We start from the raw sequence: 23,406 nt of genomic DNA on the forward strand, positions 1-23,406 counted from the left end.
ATAGCTACTTTACTTAGTTATCAGCGGATCACAACTACGAAAGTTGCTTCATGGCTGCGCTGGAAACCCCCACGAAAACGACGCGAACCGACGCGTCCGAAACCGGACACCGCCCGCTCGCCGCCGTCCTCGCCGCGGTCAGCATCCCGCTGTTCATGGTCACGCTGGACAATCTGGTCGTCACGACGGCCCTACCGGTGATCAAGACCGAGCTGAACGCCTCGCTCGGCGACCTGCAATGGTTCGTCAACGCCTACACCCTGCCCTTCGCCGCACTGCTGCTCACCGCGTCCTCGCTGGGCGACCGGTTCGGCCGCAAGCGCATCTTCCTGCTGGGCATCGCGGTCTTCACGGTGGCCTCGGCGGCCTGCGGTCTGGCCACCGAGCCGTGGATGCTGATCACCGCGCGAGCGCTGCAGGGCGTGGCGGGAGCGGCCGTGATGCCGCTGTCGCTGACCCTGCTCAGTGCCGCCATCCCGGCCAGGCAACGTGACGCCGCGGTGGGCATCTGGGGCGGGCTGAGCGGTCTCGGCATCGCGGTCGGCCCGGTGGTCGGCGGCGCCGTCGCGAACGGTCTGGACTGGACCTGGATCTTCTGGCTGAACGTGCCCGTCGGCCTGCTCGCGCTGCCGCTGGCCGCGTACGTGCTGCGCGAATCACGCGGCGGCGCGGCCAAATTGGACCCGCTCGGCCTGGTACTCGCGACCGCCGCGGTGTTCGCCATGATCTGGGGCATCATCCACGGTTCGGACCACGGCTGGACCCAGACCACGGTGCTCGTCTCGCTCACCCTCGGCGTGCTGCTGCTGATCGCCTTCGTGCTGGCCGAGAGCCGGGCCGAGGCGCCGATGCTGCCGCTGCGGCTGTTCCGATCGCGCGGTTTCACGGTGGTGAACATCGTCGCGTTCGTGTTCTCCTTCGGCGCGTTCGGCGCGGTGTTCCTGCTTGCCCAGTTCTTCCAGATCGTGCAGGGACTCAGCCCGCTGAACGCGGGGCTGCGGACGCTGCCGTGGACGGCGGCGCCGATGGTGGTCGCGCCGCTGTCCGGCTTCCTGGTGAGCAAGTTCGGCTCGCGCATCCTGATCGTGACCGGCATGGCGCTGCTCGCGATCGGGCTCGGCTGGATCGCGCTGACCAACGAGGCGGATATCGCGTACTCGGCCATGGTCATTCCGTTCATCCTCGCCGGCCTCGGCACCGGCTTGACGTTCTCGCCGATGAGCATGATGGCGCTGGCCAGCGTGCCCGCCGGAGACCAGGGGATCGCCTCCGGTTCCTATAACACCGTCCGCGAGTTCGGCGTCGCCTTCGGTGTCGCCGTGCTGGCTTCGGTGTTCGCCGGCTTCGGCGGTTACGCCTCGTTCGTGGCGGGCCTGGTGCCCGCGGTCGCGGTCGGCGCTGTCGTGGTTGCCGTCGGTTTCGTGCTCGCCCTGTTCCTGCCGAAGGGCCGCAACCCGCACTGACTCCGACGCCGATGGGCCTGTTCCCGGTGGGGGACAGGCCCATCTCGCGTTCCCGACATCGTCGGCGGGAACTTCCCGACTACTTTGGCGGGATATTGTGGTTGACCCGGAAGATGTTCTTCGGGTCGTGGATGGTCTTGAGTGCGACGAGCCGCTCGTAGTCGCCCTCGTCGTAGGCGCCGCGGACGCTGTCCGGCCCGGTGTCCAGATGGCCGAGGAAGTTCAGGAAGCTGCGCCCCGGACTCCACGGAGCCATCCGCTTCAGCAGCAGCTCCAGGTTCTCCTCGATCGCCTCCGTGCCCGCCGGGGTACCGACCCCGACACCGGACAGCACGAAAGGCCACTCCCGGTTGCCGACGGCGTTCGGCGGGCCGAGCCGCCGGGTCAGCGCGCCACCGAGGTGCCGCAGTTCCAGCAGCAACAGCGGGCTGTTGCTGGCCGGTCCGGCCAGCTCCACCATCGCGTCGACGGCGGCCTCGTCCAGCTCTCGCAGGAACGTTCCCCGGTCCAGCAGGTACAGCGGATCGGTCGGGTCCTGGTGGATGGTGTGCACCTGGGTGTAGGGCATCTCCATGACCATGTCGAAGATCGGCGGCGCGCTCTCCCGCAGCGGGGCGAGCAGCCGCGCGCCCTCCTCGGCCGAGCCGAGGTAGGCGACCCGCAAGTGCACGACGAACTGACCGCGCAGCGGCTCGGGCATCGCCGGATCCGGCGGAATCCGCAGCAGCCCAACCGAGGTCGACATCTCGTCCGGGATATCGGTCACCCACTGCCGGTAGGCGTGCAACACGTCGGCGGCGTGCTCGCCCGGGAAGAAGATGCCGCCGCCGTAGAGCCGGGACACCTCGACCAGTTCGAACTCCAGCGCGGTGACCACACCGAAATTGCTCTTACCGCCGAGCAGTCCCCAGTACAGCTCCGGGTCGTCGTCCGGGGTGACCCGGCGCATCGTTCCATCCGCGGTCACCACCTCGAGCTCGCGGACCCGATCGGCGGCGTAGCCGAAGGCCCGGCCCAGCGGCCCGGCGCCGCCGCCGAGGGTGTAACCGACCACGCCGACCGTCGGCGAGGAACCATTGAGCGGCGCGAGGCCGTACCGCGAGGCATCGTTGATCACGCAACCCCAGCGCACCCCGGCCTCGACCCGCGCGGTGCGCCGCTGCTGGTCGATGTGCAGCTCTTGCATCCGGCTGGTGTTGATCAAGATGCCGCCGTCGGCGGGGACCGACGCGGTATGTCCGGTGGCGAGCACCGCCAGCGGTACGCCGTGGGTGCCCGCGAACCGCACGACGGCGGCGATATCGGTCGAGCCGGTCACCCCGACCACGAGCGCGGGCCGATGCTCGGCCGCGACATTGAACACCGCGCGTTCGGCGTCGTAGCCCTCTTCTCCCGGCCGGTGGACCGGCCCCTCCAGGTGCGGTCGGACCTCGGCGTCGAACCGCTCGATCCAGTCCAGATCACTCACGTCAGCGAGCCTTTCCTCGTTGGGTACGAATACTCGTCAGCCGAAGAGCCGCTGCTCGTCCTGGGTGCGCAGCACCTCGCAGATATCGCGCAACGCGGTCTCCAGCTGGTCGATCTCGGCGTCGGAGAGCTGGATCGACGGGGTGAACCGCAGCGTGTGCGGTGCGCTACCGGTGGGCAGCACCCGAACTCGATGCCCGCGCAACAGGTATCCGGCGATGACGTAACCGATCACGCCCGCGTGTGCGAAGCCCGAGATCATCGGTGCGCTCGAACCGGTGAGGTCCTGGAACTCGAGGCCGAGCATCAGCCCCTCGCCCCTGACCTCTTTGATCGTGTCCGGGTTGGCCGCGGCGACCCGGTTCAGCATGTCCCGCAGCGCGCCGCCGCGCTCCTCGACGAGCCGGTAGGCCTTACCGTCCTCGGCCTCGAGCAGTTCCAGCACCTTCAGCGCGATGGCGCTGGAGAACCCGTCCTTGGCGAAGGTGGAGCTGTGGATCAGCTCGAACTCCTTGCGGTAGTGCGCGCCGCGCACCAGCATCACCGAGTTCTTGGCGATACCGCCGCCGAGGCTCTTGGCCAGGACGTAGTAGTCGCCGTGCAGCCCGACGAGCGAGCTGGCGAAGAACTTGCCGGAACGTCCCATGCCGCACTGGATCTCGTCGAGGATCAGCGGGCAGTCCAGGGCGTCGCAGGCCTGCCGGACCGCGGCGGCGAACTCGGCCGTCACCGGCTTGATGCCGCCCTCGCCCTGAATGGGCTCGAGCACGAACGCGCAGTAGGTCGGGAAGTCGCGCTCGACGAGGGCGGCCACGCCGTCGGTCAGCACGAGGTCGAGCAGCTTGGCCCGGCCGCGCGCGGCCACCTCGGCCACCGCCGCCGGATCGTTGAAGGGGACGAAGTCGGCGCGTGCGGCCATCGCCTCGAACGGTCCGCGGAAGCTCGCGTTGTGGGTGAGTTGCACGCTGCCGACCAGCTTGCCGTGGAACGCGCCCTCGACCGCGAGGAAGCGCGGCGGGGTCGCGCCGGTCTCGGCGTTGCGGCGCTGCACCTCGGCGGCAGCCTCCTCGAAACCCTCGATCCCGGTCTCGCTGAGGCCGAGCCGCGCGTAGGCGGCCTCGGCCACCGACGCGTCGCCGTTCTTGATGGCCGCGCGCACCTGCTCGATGTGCGAGCCGATCTCGTCGGTCAGCGCCGAGATCCGGGCGGTGCGGACGAACTCGGCATGCTTGAGCGAGGACTCGATGGCCTCGGCGCCGGTGCTGGCGAAAATCGCGAAATAGGGCTCGGTGCTGCCGGTTTCGCGGTGAATGATCGCATTGAGCTGGTGCGCAACCCGGTTGGCCGCGGCGTGGATGGCGATCGGCACGTACACGGGGGTCTGCGCGTCCAGGGTCGCCTTCGCGTGCGCGATGATCTCCGGGTTGCTGTGCCCGAGCAGCAGCGAGGCGTAGCCACCGACGAAGTCGGCGACCCGGACTTCCGCCTGCTGTGCGTCGAGGTGGTAGAGGCTGTTTCCCTCGGCCCGAACGTACTCGACATCGAGCTTGGCCATCGACAGCACCTCACGCATCTGAGGTTCTGCGAGTTCCAGGCCGTCGACAACGGAATCCATGCCATCTCCTCCAGTACGGCCGGCGGCCGCAATATCGGCGCGCGCCGGAAATTACCCTATGAATTCCCGACAGTAACGACGGCCGGTAATCAGGCTGGTCAACAAGCGGTCATCGCTCGGTAATCGCCATTTCGGTGGTCGGGTTGCCGACTGGTTGTCGGTGAATGGGCAGGCCGTTGGACGGCGCGGCTAATTTGGGTTTAGCAGAAATGATCCTGAATTTCCACGCTAGGAGTTATTCGCGATGAATAGTGGACACGCGGTGGTACTCGGCGCCGGGATCGGGGGCCTGTGTGCCGCCAGGGTCGCCGCCGAACACTATGACCGGGTAACGGTGGTGGATCGGGATGTGCTGTCCGAGACCGCCGAACCGCGCCGCGGGGTGCCACAGGGCGAACACGCGCACGACCTGCTCGCGGGCGGTCAGCAGGCCGTCGAGGAGCTGTTCCCCGGGATCATGGACGAACTCGTCGCGGCAGGCGCGCCGCGCGGCGATCTGTCCCGGAATGTGCGGTGGATATTCGGCGGCCGCCCGTTCGCCAAGGGCGATTCCGGATTATCGGTGGTCGCCAGTTCGCGCCCGTTCCGTGAATTCCGTATTCGGGAAAGAGTGCGCGCGTTACCGCAGGTCGAACTGTGCACCGGCACGAATATCCTGCACCTGACAACGAGCGCTGATCGGCGCGAGGTGACCGGTGTCCAGGTGCTGCGCGACGGCGTCGAACAGGAACTGGCCGCGGACGTGGTGATCGACACGACCGGCCGCGGTTCGCGCACGCCCGCCTGGCTGGCCGAGCTGGGTTATCCGCGGGTGGCGGAGGAGAAGCACCGCATCGACGTCGGCTACGTGACCTTCTACTGCCGTACTCCCGAGGACGCGCTCGGCGACGACATCGTGATCAATACCGTGGCAGGGCCGGACAATCCGACCGGGGGGAGCTTGCAACGCGTCGACGGCGGCCGGGTCATCGCCACCGCCTACGGCGTGCTCGGCGGCGCCCCGCCCACCGATTTCGACGGCTTCCGCGAGTTCTGCAAGAAGTTCGCCGCACCGGACATGTACGAGGTACTCGAGGTATCCGAACCCATCTCCGGCCCGATGCGGTACCGGTATCCGGCGAACCTGCGCAGGCACTACCAGCGGATGACGGACTTCCCCGCCGGACTTCTGGTGCTCGGCGACGCCGTGTGCAGCTTCAATCCGGTATACGGGCACGGGATGTCGGTCTCCGCGATGGGCGCGCGGGTGTTGCGCAGGCACCTCGGTGCCGGACGACCGGACGCGGCGGCGTTCTTCACCGAGCTGGCCGCCGAGGTCGTCGACGGGGTCTGGGAAATGGCGATCACCAGCGATCTGAGCCTGCCCGGGGTGCCGGGCGAGCGGCCCGCCGAGCTGATGCAGATCATCGAGCACGTCGGGCACCTGCAGGACGCCGCGCACGACAACGCCGAGGTCGCGATCGCTTGCCTGCGGGTGTTCGGCCTGGTCGACCCGCTGCCCGCGCTCCTGGATCCCGCGCTGCTCGCCCATCTGCAGCCAACGTAGTGCCCGCTCCCGGGCTGCCATCCGCCGCGAGAAGAGAAGAGCTATGACACTGACCGATATTGATCGATGGACCGTCCGATTCATGCCGATGCCGGAGGCGCCGGTCCGATTGGTGTGTTTCCCGCATGCGGGCGGGGCGGCGAGCTCGTTCTTTACGCTGGCCAAGGCCCTCAGCCCGCGCGTCGAGGTGGTGGCGATCCAGTATCCGGGCAGGCAGAACCGCCGCAACGAGCCGGTGGTCGACTCGATCCACCGGCTCGCCGACCTGCTCGGACCGGTCATGGAATCCTTGCGCGACAAGCCTTTAGCGCTGTTCGGTCACAGCATGGGCGCCGTGGTGGCCTACGAGGTCGCGCAGGCCGGCGACTTCGAGACCACGCGGCTGTTCGCGTCGGCGCGACGCGCACCGTCGACGTTCCGGCGCGGCACTGTCCATCTCGGCCGGGACCGCGACATCATCGACGAAATCCGGAAACTGAACGGCACCGCCGGTCGGGTGCTGGACGACGAAGAGATTCTGCGTTCCGCACTTCCGGTGCTCCGTGGCGACTACAAGGCCATCGAGACCTATCGGCCGCGTCCCGGCAGCAGCATCGCCAGTCCGATCACCGCCTTGATCGGCAGGGACGACCCCGAGGTGAGCGTGGCAGAAGCGCGCGCCTGGGCCGAGCACACGACGTCCGAATTCGACCTGCGGGTCTTCGAGGGCGGGCACTTCTACAACTCCGTGAAGACGCTCGAGCTGGCGGACCTGATCGCGGACCAGGTCGGCGACCGGCCGCGGCACGAAATTGCCCGCAGCGCAGCATTTCTGCCGTGAACGCACGCGTCGGTCAGAGATCGTGGCGCAGGCCGTGGATGAGCAGCTCGACCAGCTGGGCGTAGGTGGCCGCCGGGTCAGGAGTGCGAATGGCGTCGTTGAGTTCGAGCGACACGGCGCCGTGCAGCGCCGACCAGAACTGCTGGGCGCGTTCCACCGCGTCGCCATCGGCGATCGCGCCGCGGGCGGTGGCATAGCCGATATGGGCGACCAGTTCGTCGAACGTGCCGCTGGCGCTTTCCTGAACGGCCTTGTTGGCGAAGTGCTTACCGGCCGAGGGGTGGTGGAACATCATCTGGTAGTGCTGCGGGTGCTCGATGGCGAAGCGGCGGTATCCGATGGCCGACTCGCGCAGCCTGGTGAGCGGTTCGGCATCGGCGGGCGCGCGCACTTCGGCGCGCAGGCGCTGGAAGCCGCGGATGAGCAATTCGCATTCCAGGCCGTCCTTTCCGCTGAATCGGTTGTAGACGCCCATCGGCGCCACGCTGGCCTCGGCGGCGACCGCGCGCACGGTGACGCCGGCCAGGCCGTCGCGGATCAGCACCACCTCGGCGGCCTCGATGAGCGCTCGCTCGACGTCCTTGCTCGGGGTGCGGGCGCGGTCGGCCATAGCAGTGTGGCTCCTCGGTCGGGGGCGTTTGGACTTGTCACAGTAACCGTTCGATTCTGGTTGACGGTTAGACGAAGGATACTGTAGAACAGTGTTACACAATAATAGTGCATCGTTCTATAGGAGGGTGGCGTGAACGCGCACATTGCCAAGCAGGCCGATGCCGCGGGCGCCGAGCCGCCGCTCACCACCGAGCCCGGACGCGGCGGCGCACGCCGCTGGCTGGCCTTGATCGTCGTGTGCCTCAGCGTGTTGCTCTCGGTGGTCAACGCGACCCTGGTCAATGTCGCGCTGCCGACGCTCGGCCGTGAGCTCGGTGCGTCCACCACCGCGATGCAGTGGATCGTCGATGCCTACACCCTGGTCTTCGCGGGTTTACTGCTCACCGGCGGCGGCCTCGGAGATCGCTTCGGCCGCAAGACAACTCTGCAGATCGGCCTGGTCCTGTTCGCGGTGTTCTCCGCGTTCGCGGCGAGTGCCGCGACGACCGGCCAGCTCATCGCCGCGCAGGCCGCCACCGGTGTGGCGGCCGCGCTGATCTACCCGGCCACGCTCGCGCTGCTGTCGACCATCTTCACCGAGCGCAAGGAGCGGGCGGCGGCGATCGGCATCTGGGCCGCGGTCTCCGGTGTCGGCACCGCGTTGGGGCCGATCGCGGGCGGCCTGCTGCTGAAGCACTACCCGTGGCACTCGCTGTTCCTTGTCAACCTCCCCATCATCGCGGTGGCGTTCGTCGGCGGCCTTGTGCTGCTGCCGAATTCGCGCGCGGAACGTGTCGGCCGGTTCGATGTGGTCGGCGCACTGCTGTCCATCGCCGGCGTCGGTGTGCTGGTGCATACCGTGATCGAGGGCCCGGCCCACGGCTGGCTGTCCGGCCCCACCATTGGCGGATTCGCCGGTGCCACAGCACTTTTCGTGCTTTTCGCCTGGTGGGAGCTGCGGATCGCCAACCCGCTGCTCGAGGTCGCCATCTTCCGCGACCGGCGAGTGACCGCGGCCTGTGTCGCGATCATGATGGCGTTCCTCGGTCTGCTCGGTTTCGTCTTCTTGATCACCCAGTACTTTCAGGTGATCCGTGGCTACGACACCCTGAAGGCCGGTCTGGCCACCCTGCCGTTCGCCGTGGTCATGGGTGTGCTCGCGCCGGTGGGCATGGCACTGACGGTGCGCATCGGCGCCCGGATCGTGGTGACGCTCGGAATGCTGTTGCTGACAGCGGGTTTCCTGCTCACCGCGGTCCAGGGCGCCTACGCCGACTACTGGGGCCCGGTGGTCGGCGCCATGGTGCTGATGGCGGCGGGTCTGGCATGGGGCACCGCGCCCGCGACCGACTCCATCATGAATGCCCTGTCCGCCAATCGCTTCGGCGCCGGCTCGGCGGTCAACGACACCACCCGCGAGATCGGCGCGGCGCTCGGCATCGCGGTGATCGGTTCGGTGATGAACCAGGTCTACGCCGATCGCGTCGAGCGCGGTTTCACCGCCCTCGGAGTGCCGGTGGACGAGGCGTCGAGGTCTGTCGTCGCGGCCTTCGACGTGGCGGGCAGGCTGCCCGCGGAGGTGGCCGGGCCCGCGATGAACACCGCGCGGGACGCGTTCATGTCCTCGGTGCACGCCGGTTCACTGGCCGCGGCCATCGCGACAGCGACCGCCGCCGTGGTGGTCGCGGTGCTCATGCCGGGGCGGCAGCGATGAAACTCGACGGCAAGGTCGCACTGGTCACCGGTGGCGCGCGCGGTATCGGCCGCGCGATCTGCCTGGCGCTGGCCGCCGAGGGCGCCGACGTCGCGGTGAACTACCGCAGCAGCGACGCGGCGGCGAAGGAACTGGTCGCCGAGCTGGAGTCCGCGGGCAGGCGCGCCGTCGCCGTGGCCGGTGACGTCTCCGATCCCGAAGCCGCGCACGAGCTGGCCCAGCGAGCGATCGCCGAGCTCGGCGGCCTGCACATCCTGGTCAACAACGCGGGCATCGCGAACGACAAGCTCATCTTCCACATGACCGCCGACGACTGGCAGTCGGTGATGGCGGTGAACTTCGGCGGCGTATTCAACGGCACCAAGGCGGTGCAGCAGCACTTCATGCGCCAGGGGGAGGGCGCGATCGTCAACATCTCCTCGGTGATGAGCGAGCGCGGCTGGGTCGGCCAGGCCAACTACGCCGCGTCCAAGGGCGCGATCAATGCGTTCACCCGCTGTGCCGCCATCGAATTCGCCCGATTCGGTATCCGAGTCAACGCGGTGCTGCCAGGTTTCACACCGACCGATCTGGTAGCCGAGCTGGTCGACAAGGGGGCAAAGGGCATCAAAAAGCAGGTTCCGCTGCGCGGGTTCGCTCGCGTCGAGGACGTCGCGGGCATGGTCGTCCATCTGGCGGGCCCCGACGCCGCGTACACCACCGGCGCCACCATCTCCGTCGACGGCGGCGCGGGGGCCCAATTGGGTCTTGGCCACGCCGAGCCGTCGACCACCTGGTCCTGCTGTTCACCGCCGAAGGCGATCCGGCGGCCCAGGACCGCGCGGCCGCATCGTGGCAACAGCTGAGCAACCGTGCGGTCCAACGGCACACGGTGCCGGGAGACCACTACTCGATGCTCACCGAGCCCCATGTGCGTGAGCTGGCCGCGGTCCTCAACACCCTGTTGCCCGCCGCGCCGTGAGCATCCCTGTGACCGCCGCCACGCTCCCACGAAGGAACCGGACGTTACGTTACCGCGTCTAACCTATTGACCCGCACCAACGTTCGAGGATGCTGAATGACAGGCCAACCCATCTCCACCGACTTCGCCCTTGTTCCTGACGAAGTCAGCGACGCCGGCCGGTACGTCCAGCAGGTCGCCGAATCACTGATCAACGGCCTGACCTCCCTCGAAAAAGATATTGCAGCGTTGCTGTCCCAGTGGCGAGGGACCTCGGCCGATTCGTTCGGTGCAGGGTGGACCGAGACCAAACAAGGAGCGGACACCGTGCTCGATGCCCTGGCCGAGATGGCCGAGTTGCTCGGTGTCACGAGCAAGACACTCGACGATCAGGACCGGGTGCGAGCGAGCACCCTCCAGTCCACCGGGTCGCTCGATCTGCCGGCGCTGTGATGGTCGAGAATTCACAGCCTTTCCGGGTAGATCTCGACGAGCTCGAGCAGATGGTCGCTCGGGTCGCAGGGTTCGTCGGTTTTCTCAACGACAGCCTCGACGGGTTGCAACAGCGCATCTCGACCGTGCAGCAGAACTGGAACGGTGCGGCGGCGGACGCGCAGGCCGAGGCTTTCCGCGACTGGCAGACCGGGGCGACCGATGTTGCCGACGGGATCGAAACCATGCGCCGAGCCGTCCAGGCCGCGCACGACCGGTATTCGGCGGCCGTCGCCGCGAATCTGGCAATGCTGGGCAGGTCATAGGACTCCATGACGAAATTGATCGTCGATCCCGCCGTGTACTCCGCGGCAGGAGCGTCCCTGTACTCGTTTGCCACCACATACCATCGGACCTTCTCCACGCAGATCGCCGCACTGCGGGATACCGGCAATATGGGCGGGAGTGTCGGCGAATCCAAGGCCTGGGCCACGTCCTACGACTCGACCGTCAAAACGGCGATGAGTATGAGCGAGCTTCTCGTCACCGCGATGAGTAACTACGCAGGCATTCTGAACGAGCTCGGATACAACCACGCACTCGCGGATTACGTCGAGGGAACCGGGCGTCCGGAGCCGACGAAACCGGCGAATCTGTACCCCGCCTGGTCGAGCTGTCTGGTGCCGCCGCCTTCGGCGGGCGGGCCCGGTAGCGGTCTGTTCGACGATGTCGGGTTCGCGGTGTCCGCGCTCGAAGAATTCGGCGTTTCGATGCCCGACGGTGAGCCGCACGACCTGCTGACCGCCGCCGATTCCTGGGACAAGCTCGCTTCTACCGAATCCGGTGTCGGCAATCTGCCGACGTTGCTCGATCAGCTGGCGAAGCGATTCGACAGCGAAACCGCGCCCGACGCCGCCCACGTCGATGAAGACATCCGGGAGCTGAAAGCCTCCGCAGAGGGAGTACTCACTCTCTACAGGGACCTCGCGAAATCGTGCCGCGACCATCGCGCCGCGATTCTGGAGTTCCGGACCCAATTAGGGCAGCTGCTGGTCGATCTCGCCAAGGATCTGGCGCAGGAGGTCGCCGAAACCGTCATCCTCGGCGTGATCGCGGGTGCGTTGACGGCCGGGTTCGGCGCGGCGGCGATAGCCGCTGCCAAGGCAGGCAAGCTCGCGGTGAAGATGAAGAAATACGTCGACCGGGTGCTGGCTGCGAAGCGGGCCGCCAAATTCGTCGACAAGGTCACCGAAACCGGCGAGGACCTCGCGGCGAGGCGGGCTGCGCTCCAGCGTATCGCCGACCTCATGGCGCAGCGCACCGCGGATATCGCCAAGGTCGCGCGCCAGAAGTTGCAGAGCTCGCTGGATTACGCGCTCGGCCCGGAGCCGATGAAACACGTCTTCGTCCCGAAGCACAAACTGGATGGCCTGGTGAACTCGCTCGGTGGTGAGGAAGCGACGATGAAGAAGCTCATCGAGAGCGTGCAGGGTGTTCCGAACGGCGTGTACGACAGGACGAATCCGCTGGTGCGGACGATCAACGGGCAGACCGTCGAAATCCGCGGCTCCATGATCGACGGTGTCTTCAAGATTGGCACCGCGTACATTCCGTGACGTACCGCGAGAACTGAGGAGAGGGTGATGAGTAGTACTACGCCGATAGAACCGAGGGCGCTGACCGAGCTCGAATCGAGTGTGGTGACCAAACTGCTGTCCGCCTCGGGTAAGGCCGGTGCTGGTGACTATCTGGCGCAAGTACCGTTTACGCAGGTCGTTGCCTCGTGGGGCGAGGGTTCCCCGAGCGTGGATCTGATGGTTCCGCCTGGTGTGCAAGCGGCATCTGATTCGACGAACGGCATCTTCATCGATGCAGGGGTGACCGACCGCAACGGCGCACCGATCGGCGAGGTCATTCTGTGGGTCGAGGAGGGGAGACTCGGCGGGATCGAGTACACCTGGTACACCGACGAGCGCCCGAAATCGTTGCCCGATCCGTCGCAGATCGAGATCTAGAAAGCACGTAGCAGTTATCCGCAGACGTTGTCGTACGGCAGGTTCGGCGCGTAATGCTGCCAGATCCGTTCCGGGACAGTGGATCCGAGGCGAGCGCAGGCTGCCGCTACCGGATCGTTCAATGTTCGCGTTGCGCCACGGACATCCCAGATCCGGACGTTGCGCGGGTCGCGCGAGACGAGCAGGCCGTCGGGGCGAAACCGCAGGGCGGTCACGGTGCCGAGGTGGCCGGGGAGCCCGAAGGTGCTCTCCAGGTTGTCGGTCGGCGCTAGGACGAGATCACGCCCTGACGCCGTGGCGAAGATTCGGCCGTCCGCGCTGAAGGCGGGGGATCCGGTCTTGGACTGCACGGCCTTGTGTAGTTTCGGCACGGTGGGATCGGTCAGATCGAATATCTCGGTCCCCTGGTCGTCACCGATTCGGCCGGATCGGTACAGCACTCGGCCGTCGGGGCCGAATGCGAGACTCGCCGCATCTCCGGGCAGTCGCGCGCGAAGCTTGGGCTGGTCGCGCCTGCTGATATCCCAGAGCTCGGTGTCCGCCGGTGCGACGGTAGTGGCAAGCATCCGCCCGTCCGGTGACATGGTGAACGTGGGCTGGAGCCAACCTCCGGTGTGGATTTCGGCGAACGGTGTGGGGTGCGCCGGGTCGCTGATATCCCACACGTGCACGATGCGTTCCAGGCGGTTGTCCTCGCGTTCCACGGCGAGTGTCTTCCCCATTCTTCCCTCCGCCCGCCGACACCAAGGATGTCGCAAGTCGCACGCGGGCGTTACGAACTCCCCGAATCCTTTATCAGCCGGTAACTCACCCGCACGGCGGTGGGCAGCGTCGATTCCGCGCTGAGCGGAGGCCGCCCGGGCTCGCCTACACTGCGCTGTCGTGGCGAATCTTGTTGCGCTCGGCGAGATCACGTGTCCGTCGGGCGAGCTGGTAGTGATCGATGGTGGGTATCTCGGGCTGTGGTCGGGGGCGCGGGTGGCTGAGGGTGGGCGTGTTCCGGAGGCGGTGGACTTCGAGATCGTCGGTCGCGATGCGGAATTGGCCGCGCGGGCATTCGACCGGCAGGCCGGTCGCACGCTGTATGACATTCCGTCCGTGCATGTGGCGAAATTCCAGCAAAGCTTCGCCGCGGTGTGTCGGCGCGAGGGGCTCGACGCGTCACTGCAGGCCTTTGCGCACCAGGTGACGCACCGCGAGCGGGTCCGGCGGGCGATAGCCGCGGGCGATTCAGGATTTATCGTCAGCGGCGTTCCAGTTCTCGCTGTCGGTGATGTACCGGCCGATCGAACGTTACCGATCGTAGGGAAGCCTGCGAAGGATTACGGATGGGAGTATCTGCGGATCGTCTTCGCCGAAAGGCCGGTCGCGGCAGTGGTATACCTCGACGGCGTCGGTGTCGACCATGCGCGTTTGGCCTTCGCCGACGCGGATGCGCTGAATGAATGGGAGCACGAGCAGCCGATCGACGGGCTGGCCGACGTTGTGTTCTGGGGGTTGCACGAGGACGAGATCGCGGAGGAGTTCGCCGCCGAGGAGCTAGCCACCCCGGACGGCAGGGCATTTGGATGGCTCGGCATCCCCGCGGTCGAAGCGCATGCGAAAGCTGTTGCGCTGCAAGAGCGTCGCACCAGAGAACCGGAGCGTCGCTTCGCCGTCGACTTCCGTCCGCATTCCCATCATTGGCAGGTGATGGCGGGTGTGCGCGGCGGAGCATGAGGCGGCGGCGATCGAGGTGGGCGGGGCGCGGATCATGTTCGCGATGACGTCGGTGGGCGACGGATTCTTTCCCGCCTATCTCGAATTCGATGACATCGGAGTTCCGGTGGGTTTGCGGATCACGATCCAGGACTGCGGCGACTCGGAGTAGGGACACGATGGGGTAGGACGCCCGCCCAGTGTCCAGACACCGAATACGCCTAATACCGCCGCCGCACTGCCGGTGGTTCCGGCGAATCCGAGGGCGACGGCGATTATCGCGCTCAGTGCGCCATTGAGAGCTGTCACACGGCGTTTCTCCGTCAGCTGACAGATTCGGCCGTCCTCGCGTGGGCGGTATGCCACCTCGCGCAGGCCGACCCACCGCAGGCGCTGCCGCCTGCTCGGCCGGTGCCGCCACCAACGACAGGGCCCGCAACAGACACAGCCAACCGAGGCCGCCGATCGTCACTCGGACGTAGTTGAGGCTGGTCCACCAGCGGCATGTTCGGCAAAGGTCGTAGCCTTACGGCCTCCGCTGTTTCGGCGGACTCGAGCCGTCGGTCTTCGCAGCTGTTGCGGTCCCGGCTGCGTCGTCGATCACGCTTCGCTGAGTCGCGCGTTCATCATGGCTTCCAATTGGTCGCGGCCTGCGATGCCGAGCGCGCCGCCTAGTGCGGTGGTCAGGCGGTCGAAGGGGTCTTCGAGAGCGAGCGCTTCCAGGCGTGCCGCCAGTTCCCGCACGGTCCAGAGTTCGTGCTGCTTGTGGATCTGCGCGCCGCGAAACCAGCTGTGGTTCACCGCGATCGTCCCGCCGCGCACGGAAAGCACCTGTCCGGTCAGGGGGCAGTCTCGGCCGACCAGGTAGGCGACCAGCGGTGCCACGGTGATCGGGTCCTTCGGGTCGAGGTCGCCGGGTGGCGGTGTCTCATCCATGCCGGGCACCGGGTCGGTCAACCGAGTGCGGATCATCGACGGGCTGACGCAATTGACCCGGACGCCAAGGCGTTTGAGCTCCAGCGCGTGCACCGTGGTCATCGCCGCGACCCCGGCGTTGGCCGCGGCGTAGTTGGTTTGCAGCGGAAGCGGGTTCAGGAGGCCAGAGCCCGAGGCAGTGTTCACGATGGCCCGATCGACGCGTTGTCCCGCGTCGAATCGGCTGCGCCAGAAGGCCGCTGCCCAGTGGCTGACGGCGAAGGTCCCCTTGAGCTTCACGGCGACGACATCATCGAACTCTGTCTCGGTCAGCCGCTCCAGCCCCTTGTTTATCTCGATGGTGGCGTTGTTGACCACCGCGTGGAGATCACCGAACTCGGTGACCGCGCGATCGACCATGCGCCGGGCGGCATTCCAGTCGGCGACGCTTCCGGTGTCGGCCACCGCGTTTCCGCCGTTCGCTCGGATCTCGGCGACCACCGATGCCGCGATCGCGTCATCGCCGCCGGAACCGTCGATCCGCACGCCGGGGTCGTTCACCACGACGTTGGCCCCCGCCGCGGCCAGGAACAATGCCTCGGCGCGACCGATGCCACGCCCTGCGCCGGTCACCAGGACGGTACGGCCCGTCAGCTCAGTCATCACTTCTCCGCTCGTCATCGGCCGGGTAAGCCGGGCCGAAATTGCACTAATGTATATTTGCACTAGTGCAATGTAGGTTGTCAAGCGGCTACTCTGCTCTTGTGACAGAAGCGACGGGGCTCCGCGAGCGAAAGCGTCAGGCGACACGGTCCGCGATCGTCCGAGCGGCGACCGAACTGTTCCTCGACCGCGGCTTCACGGCCACCTCGGTGGCCGACATCGCGGCCGCGGCAGGTGTGTCGCGGCGGACGTTCTTCCTCTACTTCCCCGCCAAGGAAGACGTGCTGTTCCATCACATCGAGGCGCATATCCAGCTCGCGCTGGACTCGATCACCGCCCTCGCCCCTGACGCGACGGCGTGGGAAGCGGTACAAGCGGCGATGAACGCACTCGTCGACGCCGTCGACGTCACCGCGGCGGGCGCCGATGAACTCGCGGACCTACGGCGCGAATTCATTCGTAGTGCAGGAGGATTCCCCGGATCCTTGATGGTCCGGCTGCGCTCCGTCCACACCACCTTGCTCGAACAACTCAAACAACACTTCCCGGACCAGACCGGGTGGCCGGTCATCACCGCGCATCTGGGCGCGTGCCTCGGCGCGACAGCGGCCATCGCCGCAGGCACTCCGGCCGCCCGGCGGCGGGCGGCCATGCGCGAGGCGATCCGTCGTGCGGGAGTCGGCTTCATCGAAAGTCCGTAGGCGCCGGCCAACGCCGTCGCGCTCGCTGGCGTCACCGGGCCCAGCGCCTCTATTCGGCCTCGCCACCTGGGTGATGTACCAAAAGCCCGAGAGCGACGTGCGCGGCGCGAGCGTCGGGCGTCGCCGAACTCGGCGTCCAGGCGCGTCCGGAACCCTGTGATCCACCCAACGCTGGACCTCGAGTCGGCTCGAGGTTGCACGATTGTTCCGACACCGTAATCGAGGAGGGAAGCGAACTGTGCCGAAACTTGACCGGATCATCGAGTCCGCGTTGTATGTCGACGACCTCGGTCGTTCCCGCAAGTTCTATACCGATGTGCTGCAACTGAAACCGATCCTCGAAGCGGACCCGCTGTGCGCGTTCGATATCGGAGGCGACAATGTGCTGCTGCTGTTCCGCCGCGGCGGATCGCTCGAACCGAAAGTGCTGCCCGGACCGGGTCTGCCGAACGGCGAGATCCCACCCCACGACGGCAGTGGCCGGCTCCATGTGTGCTTCGCGGTCGCCGAGGACCAACTGACCGAGTGGGAAGCTCACCTGAACGCGCACGACATCCCGATCGAAGGCCGGACCAATTGGGCACTCGGCGGCCGCAGCATCTATTTCCGGGATCCCGACGAGCACCTCCTCGAACTCATGACACCGGGTAACTGGCCGACCTACTGAACCTCCTGACCAGGGCGAGTGCCCAGCCTGCGCCGACCCCGCATCGCACCGGACATGATCAGCCACAGCGCGCCCGGTGAAGCGCCGTCCGCAACCTCGGCATTCCCAGATCGTCGACGCGGTCGAAGCCCAGTGCGCGCAGGCGCGCGCGGCGCTCTCCGAACCGCGCGTTCGCAGAGCGCCCTTCGCGGTGACCATGAACCGCGCATCCAGCGGCGTGGGGTGTGTCGAGACGCTCGGTCGGGTGTTTACCGTGGGCGACCGCAGCCCCGTTCAGAAGCTACGAAGAAGGTAATCGGGTCATTGTTCTGCGTCGCGGACCAATCACCCCGCTACGTGGCGGCGAACTGCTCGACGAAAGTTCGGTCAGCGGTCTCGGTTGGTCATTGTCGACGGAAGTGGGCACGGGCTTATCTTCTCGGCGGCAACCCGTGCACGTCCGAAGTCGTCACCAGCTACTTGGTAGAGGGCACCATGCCCGAACATGACACGACCTGTCGGGCGGGCCGCTGGCCCGGTGTTCGGGTGCCGGAGTTGGAGGCTCGTGACCGCCGAACGCACCCGTCGACCGTTCCGGATGATCGAGCGTTCGCATGTCAGTGCGTAGCTGACTCGAGATGGGCTCGGCCCGTTGATCTTCCGTCAGCCCGCACTGGCGCTTCGGTGTGCGGGCCCAGCACCATAAAACTCAGGTCTGCGGGGAGCCGCCCGCCGCTCAGCAATTCATCGTGATATAGGTAACAGTCCATTCGGTTTTGCTATATCTCCTGTAGGACGCCGCTCGAGAGCCACCGTAATGCCGCCCGGAAAGCCCGGGGCGATCAACCGAAGGATTGCCATGAACGTTTTTCCTTACCGGAGGAGGCGAGTTGGAGCCCCGCTCCGTCGCACAGGTGCCGCTATCGCGTCACTGGCGCTGGCTGTGGGCCTGCTCGCGGTGCTCCCGCCGGCGACGGCGGAAGCTCAGGCCCAGTGCACCCTGACCCCGACCGGCGCAACGATCACGCGCACGATCTCCAGCCCGGTCCTGACCGTCGGTGGCCTCGTGGTCCCCGGAACGCGGACGTACACCGTGCACGTCCCGCCCGGCCTGTCCGGCGACGTGCCGCTGCTGATCGCCAACCATGGCTTCAACGCCACCGCCCATGACATGGACGCGGGCACCGGTTGGACCCAGTACGCGGCAAACCACGGCTTTATCGTGGCCTACCCGCAGAGCATCGTGGAAGGCACGACCGGTTTGAGCATCCCGCTAGTTCCCCAGGTCTTCCCCGGCAACGTCTGGCTGTTCAACCAGAACTCGATCGACGTGCAGTACCTGAAGAACGTCGTCGCCGACATCGAGCAGACCTGGTGCATCGACAAGACGCGGGTCTACGCCACCGGCCACTCCGAAGGTTCGATCATGGCGCAGCGCATGGCGTGCGACGCGGCCGACATCTTCGCCGCGGCCACGTCCTGGCAGGGTGCGGACCCGACGTTACCGAGTGCCAACGACTTGCTCGGAGCCTTCGGAAGCGGGGGGTTCGGCAGTGTCGGCGCGACCACGGTCCCGGTCTCGCCGTGCACGCCGAGCCGGCCCATCGCCGTCGGAATCTTTCAGGGCTCGGCGGACCTCTACTCCAACCAACCGGTCGGTCAGGAGAACATCACCAAGTGGACGCAGCGCAACGGCTGCAAGTCGACACCGGTTGCCACCGACGATGCCTTCGGCACCCTGCAGACCTACAGCTCTTGCGATGCCGGAATCACCGAGATCTGGCGGGTCATGTCCGGCGTCCCGCACGGCTGGCCGAGTGGCGCGGGAGTCACGGACCTGCTCGACCGTCAATGGAACTACCTCACCAACTACACACTGCCGTAATCCTGCTGCCCTACGAGCGAAAACGCCCGGCTGGACTCCCTGCCGGGCGTTCACGGGTATCGCGCCTCGCGCAAATGTCGATAGACACTCAGTCGGTGGCGAGGGGGACACTGCCGGTGGTTTTGCTGTAGCCGAGGGCCTCGACGATCCGGCCGTTGCGGACGCGCATGAGGTTCACCCCCTCGACCCAGTCGTTCTCGCCTGCGCCGAAGCGGTACTGCCAGCGGATGGTCGCGCGGTCGCCCGCGACGATCACTTCCTGCGGCTGGAACTGGGTGGCGGTGTCCTCGACCAGGGTCTTCCAGAACAGCAGGCAGGCCTCCCGCCCTAGGACCCGCTCACCGGTCGGTGCGGGCTGCACCGACTCCATGACGCAGTCGTCGTCGACGAGATCATCGAGTAGCTCGGGTTCACGTTCGATGAAGGCGCGGTTGAACCGGTCCATGACCTCGGCGGTGGTGCGCATGCTGAACTCCTCGGGTAGGCGCGGATGGGTGCTATGCGATCCTGCCGCCCCCGAAAGCCGGTGGGAAACAGTCTTTTCCGGTTCCTGGTACAAACAGGATTTGGTACGCCAGGTCATTCGTTCACCTCCACGGCCGCGCGTATCGCGCGGACCAACAGTGTTGTCAGTTGTTGCGGCGCCCGCGCGGTCCAGACCACGGCCGCCTCGATGGGCGGCGCGTCGGCGATGCGGACTACGCGGTTGTTGGCGTCGGCGTAGCGGCGGCCAAGGGATTCGGGCGCGATCCAGATCCCTTGCCTGCGTGCGGCGATGATCGGACCGTCGGCGGTGTCGGCGACGGTCGCCTCCGGTAGTCCGGGGCCGGGGCGCAGGGCCGCAGCCCAGTGCTGTTCGGCTGCGGCGGACATGAAAATGCCGGGCAGCACCAGCGGCGCTGAGGTCAATTCCGCCAGCCGTACCCGGTCGCGATCGGCGAAGTCGTCGTCGCGGGCGAACACCGCTACCCAGCCGTCGGAACCTATGATGCTGTGGCGCAGTGTGTCTCCCTCGATCGGCAGCCACATCAGGCCCGCGTCCGCGCGGCCCGATTCGAGTTCGCACAGGGTCTCCGCCATGGACCGCACGCTGACCAGCACCACCCGCAGGGTCGGGTCTGCGGCTTCCAGCTCATTCGCGACTTGGATCAGGAACGGGGCCGTCGAGCGCGGGCAGAACACCACCCGCAGCCGACTGATCGACTGTCCCGCAGCGCGATTCACTCGTTCGGACAGCTCTGCCAGGCCGCTCACCATGGCGCCGGCGCCTTCGGCGAAGATCTCACCGGCCGCGGTAAGTCGTACGCCACGCGAATCACGGACCAGCAGGACCGCGCCGAGCGCCCGCTCCAGCTGCTTGATCTGCGCGGAGAGGGTCTGCTGGGTGAGGTGCAGCCGGGCGGCCGCCCGGGTGATGTTGCCTTCCTGCGCGACCGCGTGGAAGGACTCCAGCAGTCGAATGTTCAACTCGGGCAGGGCGGATCGGGGTCGGCGGTCCGACCGCCACACGTCCCGGTCCAGCGCATCGGAACTCGCCACGGCTCAGGCTTCCGCGATGTGCGCGGGCCTGGATCCGCGGGTCGACCAGATCGCAAGGGAGGCAAGCGCGCTGCGGAACTGCTGCCCGAGGGTGCGCACGTGCACGGCCTGCGTCGCGGGCAGGCGCGGCAGCAGCGCGAGCAGCGCGACGACCACCACCAGCCCGAGACCGCCGAGCACGCCGAACGCGATGCGCCAGTCGGTCAATTCACCGATGAGCGTGCCCGCCGGGATGCCGAGGACGTTGGCGGCCGTCGCGCCGCCGAAGGCGATGGCGGTGGCCTGCGGTACGAACTTCTCCGGCACCATGCGTACCGCGATGCCGGCGGCCAGCGCCCAGAATCCGCCGATGGCGATGCCGATCAGAAACCGCGCGGCCAGCAGCAGCGCGAAATTCGGGGCGAAAGCCGAGAGCAGATTGGCGCCGACCATGAGGCTGATCAGGCCCAATAGGACGACCCGGCGATCCAGACGGCCGATGGCCACCGGCAGGATGGGCGCGGTCGCCGAGGCCACCAGGCCGGGCACGGTCACCATCAGCCCGGCGGTCCCCTCGGATACGCCGAGCGCGCTGCTCACCGACGGGAGCAGGCCCACCGGCAACTGTTCGGACGTCACCACCGCGAATGTGCCCATGGCCACAGCGGCGACGCCGAACCAGTGCCGCAGCGGCACCTGGTCGGCCACGAAATCCGTTGCCGGAGTACCGGACACGGTCGTCATACGAAAGCTCCTTGCTCGCGATCGGGACCTTCCGGTCACCGGGATCGGACCCGCGGCGGCGGTGGCGCACCGGGCTCGGGTCCTAGAATGGGCGGCCGGCCACCGCCGAACAACGATCAAAAAAGCAATGCCGCATTAACCGCGGAGTTAACGAGACAGGGACTTCGTGGAGTTACGCGATATCGAGATCTTCCTGACGCTGGCCGAGGAACTGCATTTCGGCCGGACCGCCGAGCGGCTCAATGTCACCCCGGCACGTATCACCCAGGCGATCAAGAAGCAGGAGCGGCAGATCGGCGCGCTGCTGTTCGAACGGACCAATCGGGTGGTGCGGCTGACACCGGTCGGCGAGCAGTTGCGCGACGATCTGCGTCCGCTCTACGAGGGGCTCGAACACAGTGTGCGGCGGGCCAAGCTCGCCGCGCAGGGGCAGACGGCGGTATTGCGCGTCGCGCTGCTGCCCTTCAACTATGAAGGGCTGCACCACTATTGGGGCGAGTTTCGGCGCAGGCATCCGCAATGGGAACTGCGACTGCACCGGCTGTCCTTCGTCGACCCGTTCGGTCTGCTCCGCAGCGGCCAGTACGACGCGATCGTGGTCTGGCCTCCGGTCGGCGACGACCTGACCCTCGGCCCCGTTTTGTTCCGCGATACCCGCGTGCTGGCGGTCAGCCACGACCACCCGCTGGCCGATCGTGCCGAGGTCTCGGTCGAAGACTTGGCCGACGACCTGCACGCAATGGTCCCGGACCCGCCGCCGGAGTGGGAGGAGACCTACCTGCCCTTCACGACCCCGAGCGGCCGCCCGATCACCCGTGGCAAGATCGCCACCAGCCCCGACGAACTGATCGATTGGGTCGGCAACGGCGATATCATCCACCCATTCCCCGCCCACGTGCGCTACCACTGGGGAGTGACGCACGTCCGCTGGATCCCCATCACCGATATGCCGCCGCTGCCCTACGCGCTGGTGTGGCGCACCGAGACCGAGCCGGTACGCGCCCTCGCGCAAGTGATCAGCGATCTGAGCGGCACGGCATAATCTTCGGTCAGCTCCGACGCCCCGAATCGGGCAGCCGCCGACGGCGGTCGGGTAAGCCCGTCAGGCGGCATGACGGGCCCCTTCCCTCGGTGCGAGCTGATCAGCGGTAGGAACCGCTGGTCAGATCCGCTATCACGTCGGGGCCCTTCGGCGCCCAGTTCAGCTGGTCGATTCCGGCCTGACCGGTGACGGTCTGACTGAGCGCCAGCGCGTCGGCGAAGAGCTCGCCCAGGTCGGCTCGGGCCTGGTCGAGGGGCCAGACCTTGGTTGCACCGGAGACGCCGGCCACCCGGCCCGCCGCCGTAGCCAGCTCGGCGACCGGGACGGCGGGCTCGCTGATGGCATGCCACACCGAACCTGCCGGGGCGGCTGCGATGACCTTGGCGAAAAGGTCTGCGAGGTCGTCGATGTGGACCATCGGCCACACGACCGTGGGGTCGGCGACGACAACAGGAGCCTCGTGCTTCCGGGCCAGATCAACCAGTAGAGCGGGGATTCCGCCGCCCCGGCCGTGGACGATGCCGGGGCGGACGACGGCCGCGCGGACGCCGGTGTCGGCCAGCGCGAGGACTTGGCGCTCGATCTCGGGACGGTACCCGACGATAGGGATGGGGTTGGTAGGCGTGGTTTCGTCGGCGCCGTCGGTCGCGCCGAGCACCCAGACGCCGCTGGTGTAGACGAACGATCTGTCGGTGCCGCGCAGCGGATCGGTGAGCGCCGTGACCGCGGCCGCGTCGACGGCCACATCACCGCTGGGGGTCGCCAGGTTGACGACGGCGTCGATGTCGGAGGTGACCGCGGCGATCAGCGACGCGGGATCGGCCAGATCTCCCGTGCGAGTCTCGTACCCACTCGCGCCGGTAGCGGCGCCGGGGCGCTCGAGCGTCACGATCTCGTGCCCGAGGGACGAGAGGTGTTCGGCGACAGCGGAACCCACGTAGCCGCTCGCGCCGATGAGTAGTACTCGCATGAGAAATCTCCTCCTGGTTGT

Annotated in this window: 25 protein-coding genes; 16 read left to right on the forward strand and 9 right to left on the reverse strand. The window is 67.2% G+C overall.

What is annotated here, in order from left to right; genetic code table 11:
* Positions 1–50 precede the first annotated feature (50 nt).
* On the forward strand, positions 51–1,463 hold the full coding sequence (locus ACIHA7_RS23380; protein ID WP_397293030.1) for an MFS transporter: 1,413 nt from the start codon (positions 51–53) through the stop codon (positions 1,461–1,463).
* A 79-nt stretch (positions 1,464–1,542) separates the two neighbouring features.
* On the opposite strand, the gene ACIHA7_RS23385 is transcribed toward ACIHA7_RS23380, so the two are convergent.
* Both ACIHA7_RS23385 and ACIHA7_RS23390 read right to left on the reverse strand, forming a co-directional pair.
* On the reverse strand, positions 1,543–2,931 hold the full coding sequence (locus ACIHA7_RS23385; protein WP_397293031.1) for an FAD-binding oxidoreductase: 1,389 nt from the start codon (positions 2,929–2,931) through the stop codon (positions 1,543–1,545).
* Positions 2,932–2,967: 36 nt separating this feature from the next.
* The gene (locus ACIHA7_RS23390; protein WP_397293032.1) at positions 2,968–4,545 is read right to left on the reverse strand and encodes an aspartate aminotransferase family protein; all 1,578 of its coding nucleotides are present in this window, start codon (positions 4,543–4,545) and stop codon (positions 2,968–2,970) included.
* A gap of 244 nt (positions 4,546–4,789) precedes the next feature.
* Here ACIHA7_RS23390 and ACIHA7_RS23395 point away from each other — a divergent pair, with 244 nt between their 5' ends.
* Positions 4,790–6,091, forward strand: coding sequence for an FAD-dependent oxidoreductase (locus ACIHA7_RS23395; RefSeq protein WP_397293033.1), 1,302 nt, complete (start codon positions 4,790–4,792; stop codon positions 6,089–6,091).
* Between the two features lie 43 nt (positions 6,092–6,134).
* Complete coding sequence (locus ACIHA7_RS23400) at positions 6,135–6,911, forward strand: thioesterase II family protein (RefSeq protein WP_397293034.1); 777 nt, start codon at positions 6,135–6,137, stop codon at positions 6,909–6,911.
* Positions 6,912–6,924: 13 nt separating this feature from the next.
* Here the strand turns inward: ACIHA7_RS23400 and ACIHA7_RS23405 are convergent, their stop codons facing one another.
* Positions 6,925–7,521 (reverse strand): TetR/AcrR family transcriptional regulator, encoded by a 597-nt coding sequence (locus ACIHA7_RS23405; RefSeq protein WP_397293035.1) that lies wholly within the window; start codon positions 7,519–7,521, stop codon positions 6,925–6,927.
* 132 nt (positions 7,522–7,653) lie between these two features.
* Between ACIHA7_RS23405 and ACIHA7_RS23410 the strand changes: the two genes are divergently transcribed.
* From ACIHA7_RS23410 to ACIHA7_RS23435, 6 genes are all read left to right on the forward strand, one after another.
* A complete protein-coding gene (locus ACIHA7_RS23410; protein WP_397293036.1) occupies positions 7,654–9,216 on the forward strand; it encodes a DHA2 family efflux MFS transporter permease subunit in 1,563 nt (520 codons plus the stop codon).
* On the forward strand, positions 9,213–10,061 hold the full coding sequence (locus ACIHA7_RS23415; RefSeq protein WP_397293037.1) for a 3-oxoacyl-ACP reductase family protein: 849 nt from the start codon (positions 9,213–9,215) through the stop codon (positions 10,059–10,061). The genes ACIHA7_RS23410 and ACIHA7_RS23415 overlap by 4 nt, the downstream gene beginning before the upstream one ends.
* Before the next feature lie 212 nt (positions 10,062–10,273).
* The gene (locus tag ACIHA7_RS23420) at positions 10,274–10,609 is read left to right on the forward strand and encodes a WXG100 family type VII secretion target (protein WP_397293038.1); all 336 of its coding nucleotides are present in this window, start codon (positions 10,274–10,276) and stop codon (positions 10,607–10,609) included.
* Positions 10,609–10,914, forward strand: a complete 306-nt coding sequence (locus tag ACIHA7_RS23425) for a WXG100 family type VII secretion target (RefSeq protein ID WP_397293039.1) — start codon at positions 10,609–10,611, stop codon at positions 10,912–10,914. The genes ACIHA7_RS23420 and ACIHA7_RS23425 overlap by 1 nt, the downstream gene beginning before the upstream one ends.
* A gap of 6 nt (positions 10,915–10,920) precedes the next feature.
* Positions 10,921–12,204 carry a hypothetical protein gene (locus tag ACIHA7_RS23430; protein ID WP_397293040.1) on the forward strand — a complete coding sequence of 428 codons (1,284 nt, stop codon included), beginning with the start codon at positions 10,921–10,923 and terminating at the stop codon, positions 12,202–12,204.
* 27 nt (positions 12,205–12,231) lie between these two features.
* Complete coding sequence (locus tag ACIHA7_RS23435) at positions 12,232–12,603, forward strand: hypothetical protein (RefSeq protein WP_397293041.1); 372 nt, start codon at positions 12,232–12,234, stop codon at positions 12,601–12,603.
* 14 nt (positions 12,604–12,617) lie between these two features.
* On the opposite strand, the gene ACIHA7_RS23440 is transcribed toward ACIHA7_RS23435, so the two are convergent.
* Positions 12,618–13,325, reverse strand: coding sequence for a WD40 repeat domain-containing protein kinase (locus tag ACIHA7_RS23440; RefSeq protein ID WP_397293042.1), 708 nt, complete (start codon positions 13,323–13,325; stop codon positions 12,618–12,620).
* 286 nt (positions 13,326–13,611) lie between these two features.
* Between ACIHA7_RS23440 and ACIHA7_RS23445 the strand changes: the two genes are divergently transcribed.
* Positions 13,612–14,322, forward strand: coding sequence for a hypothetical protein (locus ACIHA7_RS23445; protein WP_397293043.1), 711 nt, complete (start codon positions 13,612–13,614; stop codon positions 14,320–14,322).
* Positions 14,303–14,473: a hypothetical protein gene (locus ACIHA7_RS23450; RefSeq protein ID WP_397293045.1), complete on the forward strand. Its 171-nt coding sequence runs from the start codon at positions 14,303–14,305 to the stop codon at positions 14,471–14,473. Before ACIHA7_RS23445 ends, ACIHA7_RS23450 begins: the two co-directional genes overlap by 20 nt.
* Positions 14,474–14,901: 428 nt before the next feature.
* Here ACIHA7_RS23450 and ACIHA7_RS23455 read toward each other — a convergent pair whose 3' ends face one another.
* The gene (locus ACIHA7_RS23455) at positions 14,902–15,879 is read right to left on the reverse strand and encodes an SDR family NAD(P)-dependent oxidoreductase (RefSeq protein ID WP_397293046.1); all 978 of its coding nucleotides are present in this window, start codon (positions 15,877–15,879) and stop codon (positions 14,902–14,904) included.
* 101 nt (positions 15,880–15,980) lie between these two features.
* Between ACIHA7_RS23455 and ACIHA7_RS23460 the strand changes: the two genes are divergently transcribed.
* From ACIHA7_RS23460 to ACIHA7_RS23475, 4 genes are all read left to right on the forward strand, one after another.
* Positions 15,981–16,580 carry a TetR family transcriptional regulator gene (locus ACIHA7_RS23460; protein ID WP_397293047.1) on the forward strand — a complete coding sequence of 200 codons (600 nt, stop codon included), beginning with the start codon at positions 15,981–15,983 and terminating at the stop codon, positions 16,578–16,580.
* Positions 16,581–16,818: 238 nt separating this feature from the next.
* A complete protein-coding gene (locus tag ACIHA7_RS23465; protein WP_397293048.1) occupies positions 16,819–17,247 on the forward strand; it encodes a VOC family protein in 429 nt (142 codons plus the stop codon).
* A gap of 54 nt (positions 17,248–17,301) precedes the next feature.
* The gene (locus ACIHA7_RS23470) at positions 17,302–17,979 is read left to right on the forward strand and encodes an alpha/beta hydrolase (protein ID WP_397293049.1); all 678 of its coding nucleotides are present in this window, start codon (positions 17,302–17,304) and stop codon (positions 17,977–17,979) included.
* A 190-nt stretch (positions 17,980–18,169) separates the two neighbouring features.
* Positions 18,170–19,111 (forward strand): alpha/beta hydrolase family esterase, encoded by a 942-nt coding sequence (locus tag ACIHA7_RS23475; RefSeq protein ID WP_397293051.1) that lies wholly within the window; start codon positions 18,170–18,172, stop codon positions 19,109–19,111.
* Between the two features lie 88 nt (positions 19,112–19,199).
* On the opposite strand, the gene ACIHA7_RS23480 is transcribed toward ACIHA7_RS23475, so the two are convergent.
* The 3 genes from ACIHA7_RS23480 to ACIHA7_RS23490 all read right to left on the reverse strand — a co-directional run bounded on the left by ACIHA7_RS23480 (position 19,200) and on the right by ACIHA7_RS23490 (position 21,373).
* Positions 19,200–19,577 carry a nuclear transport factor 2 family protein gene (locus ACIHA7_RS23480; protein ID WP_397293052.1) on the reverse strand — a complete coding sequence of 126 codons (378 nt, stop codon included), beginning with the start codon at positions 19,575–19,577 and terminating at the stop codon, positions 19,200–19,202.
* Positions 19,578–19,690: 113 nt separating this feature from the next.
* Positions 19,691–20,650 carry a LysR family transcriptional regulator gene (locus ACIHA7_RS23485; protein WP_397293053.1) on the reverse strand — a complete coding sequence of 320 codons (960 nt, stop codon included), beginning with the start codon at positions 20,648–20,650 and terminating at the stop codon, positions 19,691–19,693.
* Positions 20,651–20,653: 3 nt separating this feature from the next.
* Positions 20,654–21,373 (reverse strand): MFS transporter, encoded by a 720-nt coding sequence (locus ACIHA7_RS23490; protein WP_397293054.1) that lies wholly within the window; start codon positions 21,371–21,373, stop codon positions 20,654–20,656.
* Between the two features lie 166 nt (positions 21,374–21,539).
* Between ACIHA7_RS23490 and ACIHA7_RS23495 the strand changes: the two genes are divergently transcribed.
* Positions 21,540–22,415: a LysR substrate-binding domain-containing protein gene (locus ACIHA7_RS23495; RefSeq protein ID WP_397293056.1), complete on the forward strand. Its 876-nt coding sequence runs from the start codon at positions 21,540–21,542 to the stop codon at positions 22,413–22,415.
* A gap of 100 nt (positions 22,416–22,515) precedes the next feature.
* Here the strand turns inward: ACIHA7_RS23495 and ACIHA7_RS23500 are convergent, their stop codons facing one another.
* On the reverse strand, positions 22,516–23,385 hold the full coding sequence (locus tag ACIHA7_RS23500; RefSeq protein WP_397293057.1) for an NAD-dependent epimerase/dehydratase family protein: 870 nt from the start codon (positions 23,383–23,385) through the stop codon (positions 22,516–22,518).
* Positions 23,386–23,406: the final 21 nt, after the last annotated feature.

Source organism: Nocardia sp. NPDC052316 (assembly GCF_044547795.1).
Taxonomy (GTDB): Bacteria; Actinomycetota; Actinomycetes; order Mycobacteriales; family Mycobacteriaceae; genus Nocardia.

Coding starts and splice junctions, on each gene's coding strand:
- ACIHA7_RS23380 (WP_397293030.1), top strand. CDS start 51: ATGGCTGCGCTGGAAACCCCCACGAAAACGACGCGAACCGACGCGTCC.
- ACIHA7_RS23390 (WP_397293032.1), bottom strand. CDS start 4,545: ATGGATTCCGTTGTCGACGGCCTGGAACTCGCAGAACCTCAGATGCGT.
- ACIHA7_RS23395 (WP_397293033.1), top strand. CDS start 4,790: ATGAATAGTGGACACGCGGTGGTACTCGGCGCCGGGATCGGGGGCCTG.
- ACIHA7_RS23400 (WP_397293034.1), top strand. CDS start 6,135: ATGACACTGACCGATATTGATCGATGGACCGTCCGATTCATGCCGATG.
- ACIHA7_RS23405 (WP_397293035.1), bottom strand. CDS start 7,521: ATGGCCGACCGCGCCCGCACCCCGAGCAAGGACGTCGAGCGAGCGCTC.
- ACIHA7_RS23415 (WP_397293037.1), top strand. CDS start 9,213: ATGAAACTCGACGGCAAGGTCGCACTGGTCACCGGTGGCGCGCGCGGT.
- ACIHA7_RS23420 (WP_397293038.1), top strand. CDS start 10,274: ATGACAGGCCAACCCATCTCCACCGACTTCGCCCTTGTTCCTGACGAA.
- ACIHA7_RS23425 (WP_397293039.1), top strand. CDS start 10,609: ATGGTCGAGAATTCACAGCCTTTCCGGGTAGATCTCGACGAGCTCGAG.
- ACIHA7_RS23430 (WP_397293040.1), top strand. CDS start 10,921: ATGACGAAATTGATCGTCGATCCCGCCGTGTACTCCGCGGCAGGAGCG.
- ACIHA7_RS23435 (WP_397293041.1), top strand. CDS start 12,232: ATGAGTAGTACTACGCCGATAGAACCGAGGGCGCTGACCGAGCTCGAA.
- ACIHA7_RS23440 (WP_397293042.1), bottom strand. CDS start 13,325: ATGGGGAAGACACTCGCCGTGGAACGCGAGGACAACCGCCTGGAACGC.
- ACIHA7_RS23455 (WP_397293046.1), bottom strand. CDS start 15,879: ATGACTGAGCTGACGGGCCGTACCGTCCTGGTGACCGGCGCAGGGCGT.
- ACIHA7_RS23470 (WP_397293049.1), top strand. CDS start 17,302: ATGATCAGCCACAGCGCGCCCGGTGAAGCGCCGTCCGCAACCTCGGCA.
- ACIHA7_RS23480 (WP_397293052.1), bottom strand. CDS start 19,577: ATGCGCACCACCGCCGAGGTCATGGACCGGTTCAACCGCGCCTTCATC.
- ACIHA7_RS23490 (WP_397293054.1), bottom strand. CDS start 21,373: ATGACGACCGTGTCCGGTACTCCGGCAACGGATTTCGTGGCCGACCAG.
- ACIHA7_RS23500 (WP_397293057.1), bottom strand. CDS start 23,385: ATGCGAGTACTACTCATCGGCGCGAGCGGCTACGTGGGTTCCGCTGTC.